Genomic DNA, 19,231 nt, shown 5'->3' with positions numbered 1-19,231 from the left:
GCAAGCGGGAGGCACGCGATGCACATCGATCAGGCAGCGCTCGACGAGGCGGTCGCCGAGGGCTCGTTCACGGGCGTCGCGACGATCGACGTCGGCGACGAGCGCACCCTCGAGCTCGTCGCGGGCCACCTGCACCGCGCGCTCGGCGTGCCGATGCGCGCCGACGCGCGCATCGCGATCGCGAGCGGCGGCAAGGGCTTCACGGCGCTCGCGGTCATGCGGCTCGTCGAGCAGGGCGAGCTGCGGCTCGACCAGCCGGTGCGCGAGCTGCTGGGCGACGACCTCCCGCTCATCGACGGGCGCGTGACGATCGAGCAGCTGCTCGGCCACACCTCCGGCATCGGCGACTACCTCGACGAGGACTCCGACTGGGAGCCGGCCGACTACGTGCTCACCGTGCCCGCGCACCGGCTTACGACCGCCGAGGCGTTCCTGCCGATGCTCGAGGGGCACCCGCAGAAGCTCCCGCCCGGCGAGCGCTTCGCCTACTGCAACGGCGGCTACATGGTGCTCGCGATCGTGCTCGAGCGCGTCACGGGCGAGGGCTACCACGACGCGGTGCGCCGGCTCGTGCTCGAGCCGGCGGGGCTCGAGCGCACGGGCTTCCTGCCGCTCAACGCGCTGCCCGCCGACGCGGCGCCCGGCTACATCGACGACGAGGGCGACCTCGTCAACACCCTGCACCTGCCGATCCTCGGCAACGGCGACGGCGGCGTCTTCACGACCGCCGACGACCTGCACCGCTTCTGGCTCGCGCTGCTCGACGGCCGGATCGTCTCGCGCGCGACCGTCGACGACATGCTCCGCCCGCGCCACGACGTGCCGGAGGAGGAGAAGCGCTACGGCCTCGGCTTCTGGCTGCACGGCACGCACGACGCGCTCATCCTCGAGGGCTGGGACGCGGGCGCCTCCTTCCGCTCGACGCACCTCGTCGCGACCAGGACCACGGTGAGCGTGCTCGGCAACAGCTCGGAGGGCGGCTGGCGCGTCATCGGCGCGCTCGAGGAGGCAATCGAGGCCGAGCTCACCCCCGGAGCCGCCGCCGGGGAGTGAGCCGGCGGCCGGGTCCTCGTGCGCTCGCAGCGCAACGGCGGCCCGGCCCGCGACGGGGCACCGAGAGTACCCTGGAGGGGATGTCCCCCACGATCCGCCCCCGCCGGCTGCGGCAGAGCGCTCCCATGCGCCGCCTCATGGCCGAGACCCGCATCCACCCCGCGCAGCTCGTGCTGCCGATGTTCGTCGCCGAGGGGCTGAGCGAGCCCCGGCCGATCGGCTCCATGCCCGGCCAGGTGCAGCACACGCTCGACTCGGCCGCGCAGGAGGTCGAGCGCGCGATCGAGGCGGGCGTCGGCGGCATCATGCTCTTCGGCGTGCCGCAGGAGAAGGATGCCGTGGGCTCGGGCGCGACCGACCCCGACGGCATCCTCAACCGAGCCACGGCGTTCCTCGCCGAGCGCTTCGGCGACGCGACCGTCGTGCAGACCGACCTGTGCCTCGACGAGTTCACCGACCACGGCCACTGCGGCGTGCTCGCGGCCGACGGCTCGGTCGACAACGACGCGACGCTCGAGCGCTACGCGGCGATGGCGATCGCCCAGGCGGAGGCCGGCTCGCAGATCCTCGGCCTCAGCGGCATGATGGACGGCCAGGTCGAGCGCGTGCGCGCGGCCCTCGACGAGGCGGGCCACGTCGACACGGCGATCCTCGCCTACTCGGCGAAGTACGCGACCGCCCTTTACGGCCCGTTCCGCGAGGCCGTCGACTCGAGCCTGACGGGCGACCGCAAGACCTACCAGCAGGATCCCGCGAACCGCCGGGAGGGCCTCCGCGAGGCGCTGCTCGACATCGCCGAGGGCGCCGACATCGTGATGGTGAAGCCCGCGAGCCTCTACCTCGACGTCCTCGCCGACGTCGCCGCCGCATCCGACGTGCCCGTGTGGGCCTACCAGGTGTCGGGGGAGTACGCGATGGTCGAGGCCGCCGCCGCGAACGGCTGGATCGACCGCGACCGCATGATCGCCGAGAGCCTCACGAGCATCGTGCGCGCGGGCGCCGACGTCGTGCTGACCTACTGGGCGATCGAGCAGGCACAGCTGCTCGGCACGATGGGGCTCGGCTCGATGGGAGGCCGCTCGTGAGCACGAACGCCGAGCTGTTCGAGCGGGCGAAGCTCGCGATCCCCGGCGGCGTCAACAGCCCCGTGCGGGCCTTCGGCTCGGTCGGCGGCACGCCCTCGTTCCTCGTGCGCGCGCACGGCGCCTTCGTGACGGATGCCGAGGGGAACGACCTCGTCGACCTCGTCGCGAGCTGGGGCCCGGCGATCCTCGGGCACGCGCACCCCGAGGTGATCGAGGCGGTGCAGGACGCCGCGAGCCACGGCCTCTCCTTCGGCGCCTCGACGCCCGCCGAGGCGCTGCTCGCGGAGGAGGTCGAGCGCCGCGTCGGCCCGGTCGAGCGGCTCCGGCTCGTCTCGACCGGCACCGAGGCGACGATGACGGCCATCCGCATCGCGCGCGGCGCGACGGGCCGCGACCTGCTCGTGAAGTTCGACGGGCACTACCACGGCCACTCCGACGGCCTGCTCGTCGCGGCGGGCTCCGGCCTCGCGACGCTCGCGATGCCCGGCTCCGCCGGCATCCCGGAAGCCGTCGCGGCGACGACGCTCGTGGTGCCCTACAACGATCGCGACGCGATCGAGGCGGTCTTCGCCGAGCACGGCGACCGCATCGCCGCGGTGATCGTCGAGGCTGCGGCCGCCAACATGGGCGTCGTCGAGCCCGACGGCGACTTCAACGGCTTCCTCGCCCGCACGGCGCACGCGCACGGCGCGCTGCTCATCAGCGACGAGGTGCTCACGGGCTTCCGCGTCGACGCCGCCGGCATGTGGGGCATCGAGCGCTGGAGCGGCGACGAGGCGCCCGACCTGCTCACCTTCGGCAAGGTCATCGGCGGCGGCATGCCGCTCGCCGCGGTGGGTGGCCGCCGCGACCTCATGGAGCTGCTCGCCCCGCTCGGCCCCGTCTACCAGGCGGGCACCCTCTCGGGGAACCCGGTCGCGGTCGCGGCGGGCCTCACGACCCTGCGGCTCGCGACCGACGACGTCTACCGGCGGCTCGACGCCGCCGCCGACACCATCACCGCGGCGCTCACCGACGCGCTGCGGGCCGAGGGCGTCGCGCACTCGATCAGCCGGGTCGGGAGCCTCTTCTCGGTCGCGTTCGCCGAGACCGCGCCGCGCAGCTTCGACGAGGTGCGGCAGCAGGAGGCGTTCCGCTACCCGCCGTTCTTCCACGCGATGCGCGACGCGGGCGTGAGCCTGCCGCCGAGCGTGTTCGAGGCGTGGTTCGTCACCGCGGCGCACGGCGACGAGCCGCTCGCGCGCATCGTCGAGGCGCTCCCCGCCGCCGCGAGGGCGGCGGCCGCCGCGACGATCGCCTAGCGCCCGCTCTGCGCTCCGCAGAGTGCCGACACTCTGCGATTCCGCGCCCCGCTGAGCGCAGAGTGCCGGAACTCTGCGATTCCACGCCCCGCCGGGCGCAGAGTGCCGGAACTCTGCGCTTGCGAGGGTGGTGGGGCGCGCGCGGGTTGACTACGGTGTGCGCATGGCGAAGGCGTCGGCGTGCCCCGAGTGCGGCACCGCCATGCGCGAGATCGTCTGGGGCTACGGCACGATCGCCGACGTGGCCGACGCGGGCGACGTCGTGATCGGCGGATGCGTCGTCGACGTCGATGAGGACGGCCGCGTCGCGGCGCTCCAGTGCCCCGCGTGCGGCACGCGCACCGACGCCGCGGGCCTGCGGCTCGAGCGGCCCGAGCCCGCCGGCCCCGCCGAGCACCCGCTCGCCGTCAGCTTCAGCAGTCCGCCGCCGGAGCCGTGGGAGGTCACCGTGCCGCAGTCCGATGCAGCGCAGCAGCGCGAGCCGCAAGAGCCGTTCGGCGAGGCGGGCCAGGCCTTCGCCGTGCCCTCGTCGGCGCCGTTCGTCGACGAGGACTTCGGCGGCGCCCCACCGGCGGCGGGCTGGCGCGAGCGCGTCGAGCCCTACTCGTCGCATGACGGCCCCGTGCCTGCCGGCTCCGCGCCCGCGCCGGAGCGCGTGGCGCCGTACGCGTCGCGCGAGGACGCGCTGCCCGAGCCGGGCGGCCGGATGCCCGACCACGTGACGCCCTACGCGTCGCGCGAGGATCCCGTGCCCGCCGCATCCGCCCCCGCGCCAGACCGCGTCGACCCGTACGCCTCGCGGGAGGACGAGCCGCCGCAGAGCCCCGCCGGCTGGCGCGAGCGCATCGACCCCTACTCCGCCTAGACCCCGGCCGGCTCTCGGCCGCCGAGGCCTCAGAAGAGCCGCGCGTGCCCCGAGTCGATCCCGCGCATCTCGTCGTAGTCGAGCACGACGCAGCGGATCCCGCGGTCCTCGGCGAGCGTCCTCGCCTGCGGCTTGATCTCCTGCGCCGCGAACACGCCGGTGACCGGCGCGATGCGCGGGTCGCGGTTGAGCAGCTCGAGGTAGCGGGTGAGCTGCTCGACGCCGTCGATCTCGCCGCGCCGCTTGATCTCGACCGCGACGGTCGCGCCCTCGGCGTCGCGCGCGAGGATGTCGACCGGCCCGATCGGCGTCATGTACTCGCGCCGCCACAGCTCGAAGCCGTCGCCGAGCCGCTCGATCTGCTCGGCGAGCAGCACCTGCAGGTGCGCCTCGACGCCGTCCTTCACGAGCCCGGGATCCACGCCCAGCTCGTGCGACGCATCCGAGAGCACCTCGTGCACCGACACGATGAGCGAGTCGCCGGTCTTCTTGTGCGTGACCGTCCACACCTCGGTGATGCCCGCCGCGCGCTGCTCGTCGTCGGGCTCGGATGCGGTGAAGACGGCGGGCGGGCTCATCCAGTTGAGCGGCTTGTACGAGCCGCCGTCGGAGTGGACGAGGATCGAGCCGTCGGCCTTGAGCATGAGCACGCGCGGCGCGAGCGGTAGGTGGGCCGAGAGCCGGCCGGCGTAGTCGACGGAGCAGCGGGCGACGACGATCCTCATCGGGACTCCTCGGGGGTCGGGGTGCGCTCGCGAGCCACGTGGCTCGTGAGCAGCGAGAGCAGCACGAAGACGAGCACGGCGAGCATCGCGAGGCGGAGGCCCACGAGGTCGCCGAGCAGGCCGAGCAGCGGCGGCCCGGCGAGGAAGGCGATGTAGCCGATCGCCGAGACGGTGCCGACGCGCGCGGCGGCGAGGCGCGGCTCGTCGGCGGCGGCGCTCATGCCGACGGGGAAGCCGAGGCTCGCGCCGACGCCCCACAGCAGCACGCCGGCGACGACGAGGGCGGGCTGGTCGGCGAAGATGACGAGCAGCAGGCCGATCGCGGCGAGGGCGGCGGTGCCGCGCAGCACCGGCACGCGGCCGAAGCGCTCGAGCAGCATGACGCCGAGCAGCCGCCCGCCGGTCATGGCGGTGAGGAAGAGCGCGAGCATGATCGCGCCGCCCTCGTTCGAGAAGCCGTGGCCGTCGACCATCGTGAGCGCGAGCCAGTCGTTCGCGGAGCCCTCGGTGAGCGACATGCCGAGCACGAGCAGGCCGAGCAGGAGCGTGCGCGGGTCCTTCCAGACCGCGAGCCGCTCGCGGAGCGTCACCGGCTCCTCGTGCTCGGCGACCGTGTCGGCCGGGAGGTAGCGGTGGATCGTGATGCCGAGCGCGGCGGTGACGACGGCGACGCCCGTCGCCTGCCAGCCGACGCCGATGCCGAGCGCCTCGCACAGCGCGCCGAGGCCCGCGCCGGCGACGGTGCCGAAGGAGAAGAAGGCGTGGAAGATCGGCATGATCGGCTTGCCCACCGCGCGCTCGTTCGCCGCGCCCGAGATGTTCATCGCGACGTCGGTCATGCCCGTGAGGCTGCCGCCGAGGATGAAGCCTCCGACGACGAGCCACGCGAGCCCCGCGTCGGCGGCCCAGCCGGCGAGCGCGAGCCCGACCGAGACCGAGATCATGCCGATCGAGATGACGAGCCGGGCGCCGAGGGCGTGGATGACGTGGCTCGCGACGAGCAGGCCGGTCACCGAGCCGATCGAGATGCCGAGCAGCAGCAAGCCCATCTCGCCGGTCGAGACGTCGAGCATGTCGCGCACGTGCGGCACTCGGGCCATCCAGCTCGCGTAGCCGAATCCCATCGCGAAGAACGCGGCGAAGACGGCGTTGCGCCAGGCGGTCACGGAGTGCACTCGCCCCATTCTGCCGTGCCGGGCGCGCTCGGGTGCGGGCTCCGCCCATTCTTGCGAAATTGCGCAACTGCGCAAGCGTGGGCAGGCTGGAGGGATGCGCCGCGCCCTCGCCCACCCCGCCTACCGACGCCTCTTCCTCGCGCAGGTCGTGGCACTCGCGGGCACCGGCCTCGCGACGGTCGCGCTCGGCCTGCTCGCGTACCAGCTCGAGCCCGCGGACGCGGCGGGGGTGCTCGGCACCGCGTTCGCGATCAAGATGGTGGCCTACGTCGGCGTCGCGCCGCTCGCGGCCGCCGCGCTCGCCCGTCTCCCGCGGCGAGCCGTGCTCGTCGGCGCGGATGCGGTGCGGCTCGTCGTGGCGCTCGCGCTGCCCTTCGTCGACGAGGCGTGGCACATCTACGTGCTCATCTTCCTGCTCCAGGCGGCATCGGCGACCTTCACCCCCACGTTCCAGTCCGTCATCCCGGACGTGCTCGAGGACGAGGACGACTACACCGCGGCGCTCTCGCTCTCGCGGCTCGCCTACGACCTCGAGGCGGTGCTCTCGCCCGCCCTCGCCGCGGTGCTGCTGCTCGTGGTGCCGGCGAGCGCGCTGTTCTTCGGCACCGCGATCGGGTTCGCCGGCTCGGCGCTGCTCGTGCTCGCGACCGCCGTCCCCGCCCGGCGCATCGAACCCGATGCGCCCGAGGCGCCCTTCGGCGATCGCGCCCGCCACGGGGTGCGCCTGTTCGTGCGCACGAGGGCCCTGCGCCCGATCCTCGCGCTCAACCTCGCGGTCGCCGCCGCCGGCGCGTTCGTGCTCGTGCAGACGGTGGTGATCGCCCGCGGCTCCCTCGGGCTGGGGGATGAGGTCGTCGCGATGCTGCTCGCGGCCAACGGCGCGGGCTCCATGCTCGCCGCGCTCGCGCTCCCCGCCGTGCTGCGGCGTGCCCCCGAGCGGCGCGTCATGCTCGGCGCCGCGGCACTCCTCGCGGTCGCGACGGCGCTCGCCGCGGGCGCGGTCGCTCTTCCGGGGCTCGAGGGCGCGCTGCTCGTCGGCGCGCTGTGGTTCGCGGTGGGCGTCGGCTGGAGCGCGGTCGAGACGCCCGTCGGCCGGCTCATCCGTCGCGGCGTGCCCGCCGGCGACCTCGGCGCGGCGTTCGCGGCGCAGTTCTCGCTGTCGCACGCGTGCTGGCTCCTGACCTACCCGCTCGCCGGCTGGCTCGGCGTCATCGGCCTCCCGGGCACGGCGCTCGTGCTCGCCGGCGTCGCGGCGATCGCGACGGTCGTCGCGTGGCGGCTGTGGCACTCGGCGCCCGCGCGGCGCGCGCCGTCTGAGAGCATGCTCGGGTGACCGCAGCGCCGCGCCGACCGAGCACCGAGGAGGTGACCGCGGCCGCGGCCGTGCTCAAGCTGCTCGCCGACCCGACGAGGCTCGCCGTCCTCGCGATGCTCGAGCGGGAGGAGCTGTCGGTGGGGACGATCGCCGAGCGGCTCGACCGGCCGCTGCCGGCCGTCTCGCAGCACCTCGCGAAGCTCCGCGCGCACGGCCTCGTCGTCGCTCGGCGCGACGGCAGCTCGGTGCGCTACAGCCAGCCCGACGCCCACGTCGCGCGACTCGTCACCAACGCGCTGCACCACGCCGAGCACCTCCTGCACGAGACGCCGCCGCACCACGCGGCCTGACGCGTCCGCCGCTCCGAGGAGTAGCGTCGGCGGCGTGCCGGGGCCGGTGATCGAGACGCAGGGGCTCGAGAAGCGATTCGGGCGCGTGCGCGCGCTCGACGGGCTCGACCTCGTCGTCGAGCAGGGGCAGGTGCACGGCTTCCTGGGCCCGAACGGCGCCGGCAAGTCGACGGCGATCCGGGTGCTGCTCGGGATGCTGCGTGCGACGGGCGGCGAGGCGAGCGTCTTCGGCATGCACCCGTGGCGCGACGCGGTCGCGATCCACCGGCGCGTGGCGACCGTGCCGGGCGACGTGACGCTCTGGCCCGGCCTCACGGGCGGTGAGGCGATCGACACCCTCACGCGCCTCCGCGGCCACCGGGCCCCCGCATCCGACCGCGCCCGGCTCATCGAGGCCTTCGACCTCGATCCGCGCCGTCGCGCGAAGGCCTACTCGAAGGGCAACCGCCAGAAGGTCGCGCTCATCGCGGCCTTCGCGAGCGAGGCCGACCTCTACATCCTCGACGAGCCGACGAGCGGGCTCGACCCGCTCATGGAGAGCGTCTTCCAGGCCGAGATCCGCCGGGTCGCCCAGCGCGGCGCGACCGTGCTGCTCTCGAGTCACATCCTGAGCGAGGTCGAGCGCCTGTGCGACGTCGTCTCGATCATCCGCGACGGCCGGATCGTCGAGAGCGGTTCGCTCGACGAGCTGCGGCACCTCCGGCACGCGGTCGTCGCCTACCGCGGTCCCGCGCCCGTCGGCGTGCCGATCGTCGACGTCGCGGTCGACGGCGAGCGCGTGCGCGGCTCGGTCGCGCCGGACGACGTGCCCGCGGTGCTCCGCTGGCTCGGGGAGGCCGAGGCGCAGGCCGTCACCCTCACGCCGCCGAGCCTCGAGGAGCTCTTCCTGCGCCACTACGGCGACGCGGAGCGCGTCGATCGCGCGCGCTCGGAGCGCGCGCAGGGCGAGCGGCACGGCGAGGAGCTGCTCGCACCCGACGTCGACGCGCTCGCCGAGCCGGAGGAGCTGACCGGCCCGATCGCCTCGACGGGCGTCCTGCCGTCGGCGGCGCCGGAGCCTGCCGCGCGCCGCCGCGGTCGACACGCGGAGTGAGCCGGTGGACGGCACCCGACTGCTCCTCTCCGCGGCACTGCGCCGCGACCGGCTGAGCCTCGCCCTCTGGGTGCTCGGCGTCGCCGGGCTCTGGGCAGCGGTCGTCGGCGGTGTCGGAGCGGCGTTCGACGAGGAGTCCCGGCGCGGGCTCGTCGCGCTGCTCGCGGCCCAGCCGGCGCTCCTGTTGCTGCGCGGTGCGCCCGCCGGCATCGGGCTCGGCGCGGTCATGTTCGTCTCGACCTTCGCCTACCTCGCCGTGATGGTCGGCCTCATGATGACCTCCTTCGCGGTGCGGCACTCGCGCGGCGACGAGGACGCCGGCCGGGCTGAGCTCGTGCGCGGCACGGCGGTCGGCCGCTGGGCGCCGCTCGCGGCGACCCTGCTCGCGGGCGCCGTCGAGCTCGTCGTCGTGTGCGGCGCGACCGCGGCCGTGTCGATCGCGCTCGGCCTCGACGCGACGGGCTCGCTCCTCATGGCGGCGGCGCTCGCGGGCGTCGGGGCGCTCGCGCTGCTCGTCGGGCTGCTCGCCGCGCAAGCCCTGCCGACGTCGCGCGCGGCGAACGGCGCCGCCGCGATCGTCGTCGGCGCGTGGTTCCTCGTGCGCGGGATCGGGGATGCGCTCGGCGAGCCGAGTGCGGACCTCACGCGGGTCGAGGCGGCCTGGCCCGTGTGGTTCTCGCCGATCGGCTGGGGTGCCCAGGCGCATCCGTTCGCCGACCCGCCGTGGTCGCCGGATGCCACGCCGCTCCTGCTGCTGCCCGCCGCAGCGCTCGTGCTCGGCGCGCTCGTCGTGCTGCTCGAGTCGCGCCGCGAGCTCGGCGGCTCGCTCCTGCCCGAGCGCGGCGGTCGCGCGACCGCGAGGTCGCCCCTCGGCGCGATGCCCGGCGGCGCACCGCTCGGGCTCACCGCGCGGCTGCTCTTCGGCGCAGGGCTCGCCTGGGTGCTCGTCGCCGCCGCGGTCGGCGCGATCGCGGGCCGGCTCGCGCCCGTCGTCGCGAGCGCGCTCGCCGACAATCCGGGGCTGTCCCGCATCGTCTCGACGCTCGGCGCGGAGGGCGACGACACCGAGGGCGTCTTCCTCACCGCGCTCGCCGCCTTCATCGGCCTCATGGCGAGCGCCGCCGCGATGCAGGCGCCGCTGCGGCTCCGCCACGAGGAGCTCGCGCACGGCGAGCTCGTGCTCGCCGCCGCGGTGCGCCGCACCGGATGGCTCGCGAGCCACCTGCTCGTCGGCGCCGTCGCCGGGCTCGCGACCCTCGCATCCTTCGCCGCCGTCGCGGGAGCCTCGCTCAGCGCGGGGGGCGACGACCGCTGGGGCCAGCTCGTCGCGATCGCCGGCGCCCACGTGCCGCTCGTCGCCGTCTACCTCGCCGTCGGCGCGGCGATCGTCGCCTTCGTGCCGGCGGCGGTCGCGTGGCTCGGCTGGGTGCTGCTCGTCGGCCTCATGCTCGCGGGCGAGTTCGCGCCGCTCTTCGGCGAGCCATGGGAGTGGATCGAGGACCTGAGCCCCTTCCACTGGATCGCGAACCCGCTCGCCCCGGAGCCCGACTGGACGGGCTCCGGGTGGCTCGCCGCCATCGCGGCGGCGCTCCTGGCCGCGGCAGCGCTGCGCTTCTCGCGCCGCGACGCGGTCGTCTGACCGGGCGGATGCGTCAGCGCCGGCCCGTGCGGAGCCACGCGTCGGAGCGCGCCCGCAGGCCGAGCGTCGTCGCCCGCGCGCCGAGGTAGCCGAACGAGAACGCCGCCCAGATGACGGCGAGCGCATCGACGCCCGGCAGGAGCGCGAGCAGCAGGAGCGGCAGGTAGACGGCGAGGTTCAGCACGCCCGTGAGCGCGAGGTAGCGCGCGTCGCCCGCGCCGATGAGCACGCCGTCGAGCACGAAGACGAAGCCCGCGATCGGCTGCGCGAGCGCGAGCAGCACGAGCGCGATCGGCAGCGCCTCGAGCACCGCCGGGTCGGAGGTGAAGACCCCGCCGAGCACCCACGCGACGGCGAGCAGCAGCGCGCCCACGACGCATCCGAACCCCACGCCCCACACCTGCAGCCGCCGCGTGACGGCGCGGGCCTCGGCGACGTCCCCCGCGCCGAGCGCCTTGCCGAGCATCGCCTGCCCGGCGATCGCCAGCGCGTCGAGCGCGAAGGCGAGCGTCGAGAAGAGCGTGAACGCGATCTGCGTCGCCGCGAGCGTCGCGGTGCCCGCTTGCGTCGCGACGACCGTCGTGGCGAGCAGTGCCGCCCGCAGCGAGAGGGTGCGGAGGAAGAGCCAGCCGCCCGTCGACGCCGTGCGGCCGAGGTCGTCCCAGTGGATGCCGAGCGGCACGCCCTCCCGGCGCGCCTCCCGCACCGCGAACCACAGGAAGAACGCCGCCATGCCCCACTGCGCGATGACGGTGCCGAGCGCGGCGCCCGCGACGCCGAGCCCGGCGCCGTAGATGAGCAGCGCGTTGAGCGCGGCGTTCGCGGCGAAGCCGATGGTGGCGACGACGAGCGGCGTGCGGGTGTCCTGCAGCCCGCGCATGAGCCCCGTCGCGGCGAGCACGATGAGCATCGCGGGCAGCCCGAGGATCGAGATGCCGAGGTAGACCGCCGCGTGCTCGGTGACGGCGGATGCGGCTCCGAAGAGCCCGACGACGGGGCCGGCGAGCGGCGTGGCCGCGACGAGCACCGCGCCGGCGACGATCGCGAGCCAGATGCCGTCGATGCCCGCGCGGATCGCGGCAGGCCGGTCGCCGGCGCCGACGAGCCGCGCGACCGCGGGCGTCGTGCCGTAGGCGAGGAAGATGAGCAGGCCCACCGCGGTCGAGAGCACCGCCGCGCCGATGCCGACGCCCGCGAGCTGCTCGGCGCCGAGGTGCCCGACGAGCGCCGTGTCGACCAGCAGGAACGCGGGCTCGGCCATGAGGGCGCCGAGCGCGGGGACCGCGAGCCGCAGGATCTCCCGATCGAGCGCATCCGCCTTCACCCGCACCCGTCCACGCTAGCGAGCCTGTGCCTGGCCGCTCTTCGACAGCAAGGCATCATTCTTCGTGATGATATGCTGTCACCATGCGGACGACGGTGACCCTCGACCCGGATACCGAGTCGCTCGTGCGCCGGTTGATGGCGGAGCGCGGCGTCTCGTTCAAGCGCGCGCTCAACGATGCGATCCGCGCCGGTGCGCTGCAGGGCAGCGCCCCGCCGTTCGAGACGCGCGCTCGATCGATGGGGAGGCCGGCGATCGATCTCGATCGAGCGCTGCAGCTCGCGGCGGAGGACGAGGACGCCGAGCTCATCCGACGGATGCGGGCGGGCCAGTGAGGAGGGTCGCGTGAGGATCGTCGACGCGAACGTGCTGCTGTACGCGGTGAACGCCGACGCCCCGCACCACGAGTCATCCAAGCGCTGGCTCGATCGCGCCCTGGGCGGCGGCGACACGGTCGGCCTCTCGTGGGTCGCAATGCTCGCGTTCGTGCGGCTCGCGACGAAGGAGGGCCTCTTCCCGCAGCCGCTCACGATCGACGACGCGATGGAGCAGGTCGACGAGTGGCTGGCTGCGCCCGGTGGTCGTGCGGTCGCGCCCGGCCCCGAGCATGCGCGAGCCCTGCTGCGGGCGCTGCGCGACGTCGGCCGCGGCGGCAACCTCGTCAACGATGCGCACCTCGTGGCGCTTGCGCTCGAGCATCGCGCCGACATCGTCTCGTACGACAACGACTTCTCCCGCTTCGAGGGAGTCAAGTGGCGGACGCCGGAGCAGCTGCTGCGCTGAGCGCCGGGCGTCGAGCGCGCCAATAGGCTGGACCGCATGACGACCCTGCCCTCTGGCCTGCCCGTCGACGACTTCAACGACGAGGTCCGGCCGCAGGACGACCTCTTCATGCACGTCCACTCGCGCTGGCTCGAGCGCACCGAGATCCCGGCCGACAAGGCCCGCTGGGGCTCGTTCGCGGTGCTCGCCGAGGAGGCGGAGGCCGCGGTGCGCGAGATCGTGATCGAGATGCAGGACGCCGAGCCCGGCACCGACGCCCGCAAGGTCGGCGACCTCTACGCCTCCTTCCTCGACGAGCAGGCCGCTGACGCGAAGGGCATCGAGCCCATCCGGCCGCTGCTCGAGCGCGCCGAGGCCGTCTCGAGCATCGACGAGCTGCTCGCGCTGCTCGGCGAGCTCGAGTCGATCGGCGGCCCGGGGTTCACGGGCGTGTGGGTCGACACCGACCCGGGCGACCCCACGCGCTACCTCGTGCACATGAACCAGGGCGGCCTCGGCATGCCCGACGAGTCGTACTACCGCGAGGAGTCCTTCGCCGAGGTGCGCGAAGCTTACCTCGCCCACCTGACGACGATGTTCGGCCACCTCGGCGCTGCCCAGGCCGACGCCGACGCGGCCGCCGTCTTCGCGCTCGAGACCGAGCTCGCATCCCACCACTGGGACCGCGTCGCGTCCCGCGACGACGAGAAGACCTACAACCTGCAGCGCCCGGTCGAGCGCTACGAGCGCCTGCGGCCATGGCTGCGGGCCGTCCACGCGCCCGACGGCGCGTTCGAGGAGGCGGTCGTGCGGCAGCCGAGCTTCTTCGAGGGGCTCGAGTCGATGCTCGTCGACGAGCGGCTGCCGGAGTGGCGCACGTGGCTGCGCATGGGCATCCTGCGCTCGTTCGCGAGCTACCTGACGACCGAGATCTCGAAGGACCAGTTCGACTTCTACGGCCGCACGCTCACGGGTGCGCCCGAGCAGCGCGAGCGCTGGAAGCGCGGCGTCTCGCTCGTCGAGGGCCTGCTCGGCGACGCGGTCGGCAGGATCTACGTCGAGCGGCACTACCCGCCGGAGGCGAAGACCGCGATGGACGTGCTGATCGAGCACCTCGTGATCGCCTATCGCGAGTCGATCGAGGGCCTCGAGTGGATGGGCGAGGACACGCGCCGCCGCGCGATCGAGAAGCTCGAGAAGTTCACGCCCAAGATCGGCTATCCGGCGAAGTGGCGCGACTACTCCACGCTCGAGATCGGCGACGACCTCGTCGCGAACGTGCAGGCGGCGACGCGCTTCGAGCACGACCGCGAGCTCGCGAAGATCGGCAAGCCGATCGATCGCGACGAGTGGTTCATGAACCCGCAGACGGTCAACGCCTACTACAATCCGGGCTTCAACGAGATCGTCTTCCCCGCCGCGATCCTGCAGCCGCCGTTCTTCGACGCGGGGCGGGATGCGGCGGCGAACTACGGCGCGATCGGCGCGGTCATCGGGCACGAGATCGGGCACGGCTTCGACGACCAGGGCTCGAAGTACGACGGCGACGGCCGCTTGATCGACTGGTGGACGGACGACGACCGCAAGGCCTTCGAGCTGCGCACCGGCTCGCTCATCGCGCAGTACGACGCGCTCGAGCCCGTCGCGGCGCCAGGCCACAAGGTGAACGGCGCGCTCACGATCGGCGAGAACATCGGCGACCTCGGCGGCCTCGGCATCGCCTGGCGCGCCTACCTCCACTCGCTCGCGGGCGAGGAGCCACCCGTCATCGACGGGCTCACGGGTGCGCAGCGCTTCTTCCTCTCGTGGGCGCAGGCGTGGCAGATCAAGATCCGCCCGGAGGAGGCCGTGCGACTCGTGTCGATCGATCCGCACTCGCCGAACGAGCACCGCACGAACCAGGTGGTGAAGAACCTGGATGCGTTCGTCGAGGCCTTCGACGTGCAGCCCGGCGACGGCCTGTGGCTCGACCCGGAGGCCCGCGTCACCATCTGGTGAGCGGGCGGCGACGCGGGACTTCCTCCGCGTCGCCCGAGCGGAACCTGGGAGCGCGGACCCGGCGTTGCTGGGTATCGTGAACAGGCACGAGGCCAGCACGGCTGGCACCCCCCAACGGCAGGAGCGAACATGCGCGGCAGGATCCTTCTCGTCATCGGCTTCGGGGCCGGGTACGTGCTCGGCGCGAAGGCCGGTCGCCAGCGCTACGAGCAGATCGCCAGCGCGGCCGACAAGGTCTGGAACAACCCGACGGTCAAGAAGCAGCGCCACGAGGTGCAGCACCTGGTCGAGACGCAGGCGCCGAAGCTCGTCGAGCAGGCCAAGGGCGTCGCGGGCGACGCGATGAGCAAGGTCTCGAAGGGCAAGGGCGGCCGCGGCAACGGCGGCACGACCGAGATCGCGCGCCCCGAGGACGTGTCATGACGCCGCGCAAGTCGCTCGGCGATCTCCTGGCGGAGACGCCGCAGATGATCGTCGACCTCGCCAAGGCGGAGGTGCGGCACCTCAAGGAGGAGCTCTCCGAGAAGGCGAAGGGCGTCGGGGTCGGCGGAGCGCTGCTCGCGGCGGCCGGCGTCGTGGCCATCTTCCTGTTCAGCTGGCTGCTCTACGCGGGCTACCAGGGCCTCAACGAGGCGTTCGCGCCGTGGCTCTCGGCGCTCATCGTCTCGGGCGTGCTGCTCGTGATCCTGGCGATCCTCGCGCTCGTGGGGATCCAGCTCATCAAGAAGAACAAGGACTTCGGCGACCTCCAGGCCGTCGACAGCATCAAGGACGACGTGAACATGGTGCGCGGCCTCGGGCACGCGGCCGACGGCACCGACCCGCTCGACGACCTGCCGACCGCGGCGCGGACGACGGGCGCGAGCGGAGCGACGAGGGTCGAGGGGGACGTGCGATGACCGAGCAGCGCGAGATCGATCGTCAGCGCGAGCAGCTGCGCCAGCACCTCAACGAGATCGAGGACCGGGTCAACCCCAAGAAGGTCGCCGACCGCGTCGTCGGCCGGGCGCAGGACTCCTACAACGAGGACCCGACGCCCTGGATCGCCGCGGCGGCAGGCGTCGCAGTGCTCATCGTCGGGGGCATCGCCCTGGCGATCTTCGGCCGCCGCTAGCGCCCCGCTGACTGAGGGGGGCTTCGCGCCCTCCCGCTGGCTGAGCCGCTCCGTCGCCGAAGGCGACTGAGCGTGACGAAGCCTCCAGGCCGACCGTGCGAGCTATCCGGCTCTGAAGCGCCCTTTCACCTTCTCGACGCCGCGTCGCCGCGCCAGCGACCGGATCCGCTCCCAGTCCCCGGCGATGAGCGCCTCCTTCTTGGCGCGGCTCCACCCGTGGATCCGTCGCTCCATCGCGTACGCATCCGCGAGTCCGTCGAGCTCCTCGGCCCAGACGAGCTCGACCGGGAGTCGTCGCCGCGTGTACTCGGCGCCCTTGCCATGCGCGTGCTCCTGCACACGCTGCTCGATGACGCCGGTGCTGCCGACGTAGTAGGAGCCGGCGCGCAGCGGCTCAGCCAGCGGTGGGGGTCAGGCGACGTGCGCCGCCGCGACCTCGCGCAGCTCGCGGCGCTCGACGTGCAGCGTTGAGAGGTCGATGCGCACGGCCGTTTCGGGCCGCATGCGGTTCCAGCCGTCGCCCGTGAGCCCGCTCGAGGTCACCGCGATCGCGCCGTCCTCCGAGCGCCGCCACGACAGCTGGTAGTAGTGGTCGACGTGGTCGACCGGCAGGTCGTCGCCGAGGCCCGACTCCTCGAAGAGCTCGAGCGGGATCGGCGCGCCCTGGTTCGCGTGCACCGCGATGAGCTCGTCCGGGCTCAGCACGAGCAGGTTGAGGGCCGAGGTCGGGAACTCCTCGCGCAGCTGCGAGACCGTCGACGTCACGGCGTCGAAGAGCGGCACGCCGACGTCGACCTGCCGCAGGATGAGCGCGAAGACGACCGCGGTGTCGGTCTCGCCGCCCACCCGCTCGAGCTCCGCATCCGTCACCTTGGCCCGCAGCGGCGCGAAGGGCACGACCGAGCCGTTGTGGGCGAGCGCGATGTCGCCGACCCGGAACGGGTGCGTGTTCTGCACGCGGGTCGCGAAGCCCTCGGTCGCGAGCCGCAGGTGGGTGAGCCGAGCGCGCGAGGGCGTGTCGCCGAGCGCGTCGGTGAGGTCGGGGTTGTCGAGCCCGCGACGCGCATCGCGGTAGCGGCGCACCTCGCCGCCGTCGAGCCACGCGGTGCCCCAGCCGTCGGTGTGCAGCCGCCCGAGGCGCTGCCACTCGTGGCAGCTCGCGTCGCCGAGCACGCTCTGCGTCGTGACAGGGGTGGGGGAGACGTGCGCGAGCAATCGGCACATGCGCATCCCCCTTCTTCCGTCGGCATCCATGATGGCGCACGCGAGCGCACGGTGTGCGGATGCGGCGTCACAGTGGGTAACAGCGCGTCGCGGCCCGCTGTTCCACGGCGTGGCGCATCAACAGCTGCCCGCGCGTGCAGGCCCGGTTGCGCCGCCGGTGCGGGAGGATGGAGGGATGGACGTCGAGCTGACCCCCGAGCAGCTGGCGATCTTCCGGCGCATCGAGGACGGCGACGGGCACCTGTTCATCACCGGCCGCGCGGGCACCGGCAAGTCGACCCTGCTGCGCCACCTCACCGAGCACTCGCGCAAGCAGATCATCGTGTGCGCGCCGACGGGCGTCGCGGCGCTCAACGTCGGCGGGCAGACGATCCACTCGCTCCTGAAGCTGCCGCTCGGCGTGATCGCGGATGCGCCGCTGCGGCAGCGCACCGAGCTCAAGCAGATGCTGAACTCGCTCGACCTGCTCGTGATCGACGAGATCTCGATGGTGAACGCCGACCTGATGGATGCGATCGACCGGTCGCTGCGGCAGGCTCGCGGTGTGCGCTCGGTGCCGTTCGGCGGGGTGCAGGTCGTCATGTTCGGCGATCCGTACCAGCTCGCGCCCGTGCCGGGGGACGCCGAGGAGCGCGCCTACTTCGCCGACCACTACGAATCGATGTGGTTCTTCGACGCCCGCGTGTGGCGCGAGGAGGCGGAGCTCGAGGTCGTCGAGCTCGTGCACATCCACCGCCAGACCGACCTCGAGTTCAAGATGGCGCTCAACGCGGTGCGGCACGGCACCGTCACCGCCGAGATCGCGCAGCTGCTCAACGACGCGGGCGCCCGCAAGCCCGCCGACGACGTGCTGACGCTCGCGAGCCGCAACGACACCGTCACGCGCATCAACGGCCGCGCGCTCGCGCAGCTGCCCGGGAAGTCGAAGACGGCTGTCGCGGAGGTCTCGGGGGACTACGGCGGCCGCCAGTACCCGGCCGACGTCGAGCTGCAGCTCAAGCTCGGCGCGCAGGTGATGTTCCTGCGCAACGACGCCGAGGGGCGATGGGTCAACGGATCGCTCGGCAAGGTCGTCGACATCGGCGGCACCGTGTGGGTCGAGGTCGACGGCGAGCAGCACGAGGTCGAGCCGGCGGTGTGGGAGCAGTACCGCTACTCCTACTCGCCGACGACGAAGGAGATCAAGCGCGACGTCGTCGCGGAGTTCACGCAGTTCCCGCTGCGGCTCGCATGGGCGGTCACGATCCACAAGGCGCAGGGCAAGACCTTCGACGAGGCGGTCGTCGACCTCGGCTCGCGCGCCTTCGCGCCCGGCCAGACCTACGTCGCGCTCTCGCGCCTGACCTCGCTCGAGGGCCTCTACCTCTCGCGGCCGCTGCGGCCCGGCGACATCATCGTCGACCAGCGCGTGCGCCGGTTCATCCACGAGGTGCGCGCGCGCGACGCGGCTCGAGCGGCCGCGACCGACCTGCGTGACGCCCCGGCCGCCGGTGCCGAGCCTGCCGAGACGGCGGCGGAGGAGGACGGCCGCGACAGCGCCGTGGTGGCGTTCGCGCCCGACGGGCCGCTGCCGTTCTAGCCCGGCTGCGGCGCCTCGGCGCCGGGGTCGAGGAGCGGCACCTCCGCGAGCCGGCGGAGGAACGCCGTCACCGTGCGGCGCTCGGCGCTCGACATCTCGCACGCGACCTGGAAGCGGCGCAGGTGGTAGCGCCCGACCGTCGCGTTCGCGGTCTGCTGCGTGCTCTCGGAGACGACGAGCGAGAGCGCGCGGCGGTCGGTCGGATGCGGCTCGCGGCGGATGTGGCCGCCGCGCTCGAGCCGGTCGAGCATCTTCGTCACCGAGGGCCCCGTGATGCGCAGGTGCTCGGCGAGCATCGTCGACGTGACGATGCGCTGCTCGCGGGTCGTCGCCATGATGAAGCGGATCGCGCGCATGTCGTTCTCGCTCAGCTTCATGTAGCGCCGGCTCGCCTCGCTCTGCGCCTCGGATGCGCTGTGCCAGCCGCGCAGCGCGTCGAACAGGTCGATGACCTCTTCCACCTCGCCGTCGCTCAAGCCATACTCGGAGACCAACGACGAGGACACGTCGTAGCGGCGCGGATCGAGCATCTCGCGCTCGTGCGGACCCTCGTTCGGCGTCTGCGGCATGCGCTCATTCTATTGCCACAACTCATAGTTGCAATGGCTAAGTGTTTGCTACTCTCGGGG

At 73.4% G+C, this 19,231-nt stretch carries 21 protein-coding genes; 15 read left to right on the top strand and 6 right to left on the bottom strand.

Annotation, left to right across the window (positions count from 1 at the left end; all coding sequences use genetic code 11):
• Positions 1-18 precede the first annotated feature (18 nt).
• The 4 genes from JQT67_RS07935 (at position 19) to JQT67_RS07920 (ending at position 4,304) form a co-directional block, all read left to right on the top strand.
• The gene (locus JQT67_RS07935; RefSeq protein WP_208064213.1) at positions 19-1,053 is read left to right on the top strand and encodes a serine hydrolase; all 1,035 of its coding nucleotides are present in this window, start codon (positions 19-21) and stop codon (positions 1,051-1,053) included.
• Positions 1,054-1,133: 80 nt separating this feature from the next.
• Positions 1,134-2,138, top strand: coding sequence for a porphobilinogen synthase (hemB, locus tag JQT67_RS07930; protein ID WP_208064212.1), 1,005 nt, complete (start codon positions 1,134-1,136; stop codon positions 2,136-2,138).
• The gene (gene hemL / locus JQT67_RS07925; RefSeq protein ID WP_208064211.1) at positions 2,135-3,439 is read left to right on the top strand and encodes a glutamate-1-semialdehyde 2,1-aminomutase; all 1,305 of its coding nucleotides are present in this window, start codon (positions 2,135-2,137) and stop codon (positions 3,437-3,439) included. Before hemB ends, hemL begins: the two co-directional genes overlap by 4 nt.
• Before the next feature lie 163 nt (positions 3,440-3,602).
• On the top strand, positions 3,603-4,304 hold the full coding sequence (locus JQT67_RS07920; protein WP_208064210.1) for a hypothetical protein: 702 nt from the start codon (positions 3,603-3,605) through the stop codon (positions 4,302-4,304).
• 29 nt (positions 4,305-4,333) lie between these two features.
• Here JQT67_RS07920 and nucS read toward each other — a convergent pair whose 3' ends face one another.
• Both nucS and JQT67_RS07910 read right to left on the bottom strand, forming a co-directional pair.
• Positions 4,334-5,029, bottom strand: a complete 696-nt coding sequence (gene nucS, locus JQT67_RS07915; protein ID WP_208064209.1) for an endonuclease NucS — start codon at positions 5,027-5,029, stop codon at positions 4,334-4,336.
• Positions 5,026-6,204, bottom strand: coding sequence for an MFS transporter (locus tag JQT67_RS07910; protein ID WP_307864266.1), 1,179 nt, complete (start codon positions 6,202-6,204; stop codon positions 5,026-5,028). Before JQT67_RS07910 ends, nucS begins: the two co-directional genes overlap by 4 nt.
• A gap of 94 nt (positions 6,205-6,298) precedes the next feature.
• Between JQT67_RS07910 and JQT67_RS07905 the strand changes: the two genes are divergently transcribed.
• Genes JQT67_RS07905 through JQT67_RS07890 form a run of 4 tightly spaced genes read left to right on the top strand, consistent with a single transcriptional unit; the run spans position 6,299 to position 10,601 of the window.
• Positions 6,299-7,537, top strand: coding sequence for an MFS transporter (locus JQT67_RS07905; RefSeq protein ID WP_208064207.1), 1,239 nt, complete (start codon positions 6,299-6,301; stop codon positions 7,535-7,537).
• On the top strand, positions 7,534-7,869 hold the full coding sequence (locus JQT67_RS07900; RefSeq protein ID WP_208064206.1) for a metalloregulator ArsR/SmtB family transcription factor: 336 nt from the start codon (positions 7,534-7,536) through the stop codon (positions 7,867-7,869). Before JQT67_RS07905 ends, JQT67_RS07900 begins: the two co-directional genes overlap by 4 nt.
• Positions 7,870-7,903: 34 nt before the next feature.
• On the top strand, positions 7,904-8,962 hold the full coding sequence (locus JQT67_RS07895; RefSeq protein WP_307864265.1) for an ABC transporter ATP-binding protein: 1,059 nt from the start codon (positions 7,904-7,906) through the stop codon (positions 8,960-8,962).
• 4 nt (positions 8,963-8,966) lie between these two features.
• Positions 8,967-10,601, top strand: a complete 1,635-nt coding sequence (locus JQT67_RS07890) for a polyketide antibiotic transporter (protein WP_208064205.1) — start codon at positions 8,967-8,969, stop codon at positions 10,599-10,601.
• 13 nt (positions 10,602-10,614) lie between these two features.
• Here the strand turns inward: JQT67_RS07890 and JQT67_RS07885 are convergent, their stop codons facing one another.
• Entirely contained in the window at positions 10,615-11,931 is a 1,317-nt protein-coding gene (locus JQT67_RS07885) for an MATE family efflux transporter (RefSeq protein ID WP_307864264.1), read from the bottom strand.
• A gap of 77 nt (positions 11,932-12,008) precedes the next feature.
• Between JQT67_RS07885 and JQT67_RS07880 the strand changes: the two genes are divergently transcribed.
• The 6 genes from JQT67_RS07880 to JQT67_RS07855 all read left to right on the top strand — a co-directional run bounded on the left by JQT67_RS07880 (position 12,009) and on the right by JQT67_RS07855 (position 15,799).
• Positions 12,009-12,260 (top strand): antitoxin, encoded by a 252-nt coding sequence (locus JQT67_RS07880; protein WP_208064204.1) that lies wholly within the window; start codon positions 12,009-12,011, stop codon positions 12,258-12,260.
• 10 nt (positions 12,261-12,270) lie between these two features.
• Entirely contained in the window at positions 12,271-12,708 is a 438-nt protein-coding gene (locus JQT67_RS07875; protein ID WP_208064203.1) for a type II toxin-antitoxin system VapC family toxin, read from the top strand.
• Between the two features lie 36 nt (positions 12,709-12,744).
• Entirely contained in the window at positions 12,745-14,685 is a 1,941-nt protein-coding gene (locus tag JQT67_RS07870; RefSeq protein WP_208064202.1) for a M13 family metallopeptidase, read from the top strand.
• 129 nt (positions 14,686-14,814) lie between these two features.
• Complete coding sequence (locus tag JQT67_RS07865) at positions 14,815-15,108, top strand: YtxH domain-containing protein (protein ID WP_208064201.1); 294 nt, start codon at positions 14,815-14,817, stop codon at positions 15,106-15,108.
• Positions 15,105-15,584, top strand: coding sequence for a phage holin family protein (locus JQT67_RS07860; protein WP_208064200.1), 480 nt, complete (start codon positions 15,105-15,107; stop codon positions 15,582-15,584). The genes JQT67_RS07865 and JQT67_RS07860 overlap by 4 nt, the downstream gene beginning before the upstream one ends.
• A complete protein-coding gene (locus JQT67_RS07855) occupies positions 15,581-15,799 on the top strand; it encodes a DUF3618 domain-containing protein (protein WP_021009552.1) in 219 nt (72 codons plus the stop codon). The genes JQT67_RS07860 and JQT67_RS07855 overlap by 4 nt, the downstream gene beginning before the upstream one ends.
• A gap of 102 nt (positions 15,800-15,901) precedes the next feature.
• On the opposite strand, the gene JQT67_RS07850 is transcribed toward JQT67_RS07855, so the two are convergent.
• Positions 15,902-16,138 (bottom strand): GIY-YIG nuclease family protein, encoded by a 237-nt coding sequence (locus tag JQT67_RS07850; RefSeq protein WP_307864263.1) that lies wholly within the window; start codon positions 16,136-16,138, stop codon positions 15,902-15,904.
• Positions 16,139-16,210: 72 nt separating this feature from the next.
• Complete coding sequence (locus JQT67_RS07845; RefSeq protein WP_158316682.1) at positions 16,211-17,023, bottom strand: class II glutamine amidotransferase; 813 nt, start codon at positions 17,021-17,023, stop codon at positions 16,211-16,213.
• 175 nt (positions 17,024-17,198) lie between these two features.
• On the opposite strand from JQT67_RS07845, the gene JQT67_RS07840 reads away from it, so the two are divergent.
• Positions 17,199-18,602: an ATP-dependent RecD-like DNA helicase gene (locus JQT67_RS07840; protein WP_208064199.1), complete on the top strand. Its 1,404-nt coding sequence runs from the start codon at positions 17,199-17,201 to the stop codon at positions 18,600-18,602.
• Here JQT67_RS07840 and JQT67_RS07835 read toward each other — a convergent pair.
• On the bottom strand, positions 18,599-19,171 hold the full coding sequence (locus JQT67_RS07835) for a MarR family winged helix-turn-helix transcriptional regulator (protein ID WP_208064198.1): 573 nt from the start codon (positions 19,169-19,171) through the stop codon (positions 18,599-18,601). The genes JQT67_RS07840 and JQT67_RS07835 overlap by 4 nt on opposite strands.
• Positions 19,172-19,231 lie beyond the last annotated feature (60 nt).

Source organism: Agrococcus sp. TF02-05, from assembly GCF_017565345.1.
GTDB classification, from domain to species: Bacteria; Actinomycetota; Actinomycetes; order Actinomycetales; family Microbacteriaceae; genus Agrococcus; species Agrococcus pavilionensis.
Note: the sequence above shows the minus strand (reverse complement) of the source record. Positions and strands in the feature narration are given on the sequence as shown.

Coding starts and splice junctions, on each gene's coding strand:
- JQT67_RS07920 (WP_208064210.1), top strand. CDS start 3,603: ATGGCGAAGGCGTCGGCGTGCCCCGAGTGCGGCACCGCCATGCGCGAG.
- JQT67_RS07935 (WP_208064213.1), top strand. CDS start 19: ATGCACATCGATCAGGCAGCGCTCGACGAGGCGGTCGCCGAGGGCTCG.
- JQT67_RS07855 (WP_021009552.1), top strand. CDS start 15,581: ATGACCGAGCAGCGCGAGATCGATCGTCAGCGCGAGCAGCTGCGCCAG.
- JQT67_RS07860 (WP_208064200.1), top strand. CDS start 15,105: ATGACGCCGCGCAAGTCGCTCGGCGATCTCCTGGCGGAGACGCCGCAG.
- hemB (WP_208064212.1), top strand. CDS start 1,134: ATGTCCCCCACGATCCGCCCCCGCCGGCTGCGGCAGAGCGCTCCCATG.
- JQT67_RS07870 (WP_208064202.1), top strand. CDS start 12,745: ATGACGACCCTGCCCTCTGGCCTGCCCGTCGACGACTTCAACGACGAG.
- JQT67_RS07835 (WP_208064198.1), bottom strand. CDS start 19,171: ATGCCGCAGACGCCGAACGAGGGTCCGCACGAGCGCGAGATGCTCGAT.
- JQT67_RS07880 (WP_208064204.1), top strand. CDS start 12,009: ATGCGGACGACGGTGACCCTCGACCCGGATACCGAGTCGCTCGTGCGC.
- nucS (WP_208064209.1), bottom strand. CDS start 5,029: ATGAGGATCGTCGTCGCCCGCTGCTCCGTCGACTACGCCGGCCGGCTC.
- JQT67_RS07845 (WP_158316682.1), bottom strand. CDS start 17,023: ATGTGCCGATTGCTCGCGCACGTCTCCCCCACCCCTGTCACGACGCAG.
- JQT67_RS07840 (WP_208064199.1), top strand. CDS start 17,199: ATGGACGTCGAGCTGACCCCCGAGCAGCTGGCGATCTTCCGGCGCATC.
- JQT67_RS07905 (WP_208064207.1), top strand. CDS start 6,299: ATGCGCCGCGCCCTCGCCCACCCCGCCTACCGACGCCTCTTCCTCGCG.
- JQT67_RS07865 (WP_208064201.1), top strand. CDS start 14,815: ATGCGCGGCAGGATCCTTCTCGTCATCGGCTTCGGGGCCGGGTACGTG.